Origin of the sequence: Streptosporangium sp. NPDC000396 (assembly GCF_042898655.1) — a bacterium.
Lineage (GTDB): Bacteria > Actinomycetota > Actinomycetes > Streptosporangiales > Streptosporangiaceae > Streptosporangium.
On record NZ_JBIAZA010000075.1, the window covers coordinates 1 to 3323 of the forward strand.

At 70.0% G+C, this 3323-nt stretch carries 1 protein-coding gene; it reads left to right on the plus strand.

The genetic code is table 11. The features are described from left to right. On the plus strand, positions 1-3323 hold a 3323-nt coding region (locus tag ACFY2X_RS47180; RefSeq protein WP_389951990.1), incomplete at both ends, for a hypothetical protein.

The following is a 3323-nucleotide window of genomic DNA, read 5'->3' on the forward strand; positions in this document are numbered from 1 at the left end:
CCCTGGTCGGAGTGGCAGTCGGCCACGGTCGCGGTGAGCGGCACCGCCGGCAACGGCCTGGGCGCCGTCCCCGCCACCCGCGGCACCGACACCTGGACGCTGGCCTCGGCCACCCCCTGGTTGTATGCGAAGGTGAGCGACGCCGGCGGGTCCAAGCTGACGCTGGGCGCGGAGATCGAGCACGACCCAGCCGTCCCGGCGCAGGGCACGGGCGCGATCTGGGCCGGCAAGGGCACCACCGCCTACGCCTCGGGCGGCAACGCCTGGGTGCAGGTCCCGGCCGGGAAACTCACCGACGGCATGAAGATCCGCTGGCGGGTACGCGGCGTCACCACCGCGGGCGCGGAAGGCGAATGGTCACCCTGGCAGGCAGCCACCGTCGATGTGACCAAGCCCGCTGCCTCCGACGCCGGGCTGACTCCGGCGACCAAGGGCGAGACATCGTGGACGGCTTCGTCATTGACGCCGTGGGTGTATGCCAAGGTCACCGATCCCGGCTCGCGTGGTTCGCGGTTGTGGGTGCAGGTCGAGCACGACCCGGCCGCGACCGGCCAAGGCACGGGCCTGATCTGGGAGGGCAAGGGCGCCACCGCCGCCGCATCCGGCGCTAACGCCTGGGTGCAGGTCCCGGCTGCGAAGCTGACCGACGGGATGAAGATCCGCTGGCGGGTGCGCGGGGAAACCACCAGTGGTGTGATCGGCCCATGGTCCGACTGGCTCCTGGCTGGCGTCGACCTGCGCAAACCGTCAGTCGCGGGACTGTCGATGACGCCGGCGACATGGGATGCGGGGACGTGGACAGCGGCGGCGACCTCGCCGTGGCTGTATGCCAAGGTGACCGACCCGGAGAACAGAGACTCCCTGATCGCCGTGGAGATCGAGCACGACCCGGCGACGACCGACCAGGGCGCCGGCTTGATCTGGACGGGGAAGAGCACTCAGCCGTCCCGCTCCGGTGACAACGCGTTGGTCCAGGTCCCAGCCGGGAAGCTGACCGACGGCATGAAGATCCGCTGGCGCGCCCGCGGAGAAACCGCGGAGGGCGTTGCTGGCCCGTGGTCCGATTGGGTCCAGGCACGCATCGACCTCAGCAGGCCGTCGGCCGAGTCGCTGGGCATGGATCCGGCTCTGCCTGGTTCCGCGTCGTGGACGGCCGGGACGGTGACGCCGTGGCTGTATGCCAAGGTGACCGATCCGGAGAACCGCGCCGGCAAGCTCAACGTCGAGGTGGAGCATGACCCGGCCGCCACGGCTCAGGGCACGGGCCTGATCTGGTCGGGTTCTTCGGACAAGTCGTACGCGTCCGGAAGCAACGCCTGGGCGGCCGTCCCGGCGGGCAAGCTGACCGACGGCTGGCAGATCCGCTGGCGGGCCCGGGCCACCACCACGTCCGGGATGTCAGGCCCGTGGTCGCAGTGGGTGTCGGCCCGGGTGGACACGAAGATCTTCCAGACGATCCCGCCCGGGCCCGTGGTGAGCAGAGCATCCGCGTCTGTCGGTCAACGGGTGTCGGGATCATGGATTCTGCCGAGCCTCAGCCCGACGTTCACCGCCGCGATCTCTGATGTCGATCGAAGGCCCGGTGTGCTGGAGGCGGAGGTCGAGCACGACCCGGCCGCCATCGGTCAGGGCTCGGGGCTGATCTGGTCAGGACAGGGCAAGACCTTCGGGGAGACCTGCTTCACCGGACAGACCTGTTCCGCCTCGCACCTGTCCCCGGCAGTCACGGGGTTGCAGAACGGCTGGCTGATCCGCTGGCGAGTCCGTGCGGTGGTGCAGTCCACAGAGACTCCCGGCGCGATCGTAGCCGGTGCGTGGTCGGAGTGGCAGAGCGGACAAGTCGACACCTCCAAGCCGCTGGTGTCAGAGGAGTCGGCCTCTCCGGGCCAGGCGGTGTCCGGCCTGTGGACGCTGTCCTCGACCCAGCCTTCCTTCGCCGCCTACGGCGGGGATCCTGAGTCCCGGCCGCTGCGCCTGGAGGCACAGGTCGAACACGACCCGACCAAGACCGACCAGGGCACCGGCCTGATCTGGTCGGGTTCCAGCGGCGTGTCGAGCAGTGGCTGCTACACCACGAGCAGGTGCTGGCTACAGACCCCCGCGGTCACCTCCGACAAGCTGAAGGACGGCTGGCTGATCCGCTGGCGGGTGCGCGTATCCACCTCCTCCGGCGTGGCGGGACCCTGGTCTGACTGGCAGGCCGGACGCGTGGACACCACCAAGCCCGTGGTGTCGGAGCCGTCAGTCTCCCCGGGACAGTCGGTGTCCGGCCTGTGGACGCTGTCCTCGACCCAGCCTTCCTTCGCCGCCTACGGCGGGGATCCTGAGTCCCGGCCGCTGCGCCTGGAGGCACAGGTCGAACACGACCCGTCGGCCGGGGGTCAGGGCACCGGGCTGATCTGGTCGGGTTCCAGCGGCGTGTCGAGCAGTGGCTGCTACACCACCAGCAGATGCTGGCTACAGACCCCCACGGTCACCCCCGACAAACTCAAGGACGGCTGGCTGATCCGCTGGCGCGTCCGGGCATCCACCTCCTCATCGGTGGCCGGTCCATGGTCGGAGTGGCAGGCGGCGCGCGTGGACACCTCCAAGCCGGTGGTGTCGGAGTTGTCGGCCTCTCCGGGGCAGGCGGTGTCCGGGCTGTGGACGCTGTCCTCGACCCAGCCTTCCTTCGCCGCCTACGGCGGGGATCCTGAGTCCCGGCCGCTGCGCCTGGAGGCACAGGTCGAACACGACCCGTCGGCCGGGGGTCAGGGCACCGGGCTGATCTGGTCGGGTTCCAGCGGCGTGTCGAGCAGTGGCTGCTACACCACGAGCAGATGCTGGCTACAGACCCCCACGGTCACCCCCGACAAACTCAAGGACGGCTGGCTGATCCGCTGGCGCGTCCGGGCATCCACCTCCTCATCGGTGGCCGGTCCATGGTCGGAGTGGCAGGCGGCGCGCGTGGACACCTCCAAGCCGGTGGTGTCGGAGTTGTCGGCCTCTCCGGGGCAGGCGGTGTCCGGGCTGTGGACGCTGTCCTCGACCCAGCCTTCCTTCGCCGCCTACGGCGGGGATCCTGAGTCCCGGCCGCTGCGCCTGGAGGCACAGGTCGAACACGACCCGGCCAAGACCGACCAGGGCACGGGGCTGATCTGGTCGGGTTCCAGCGGCGTGTCGAGCAGTGGCTGCTACACCACCAGCAGATGCTGGCTACAGACCCCCACGGTCACCCCCGACAAACTCAAGGACGGCTGGCTGGTCCGCTGGCGGGTGCGCGTATCAACGAGTTCGAGCGTGGCGGGACCCTGGTCGGAGTGGCAGTCGGCCACGGTCGCGGT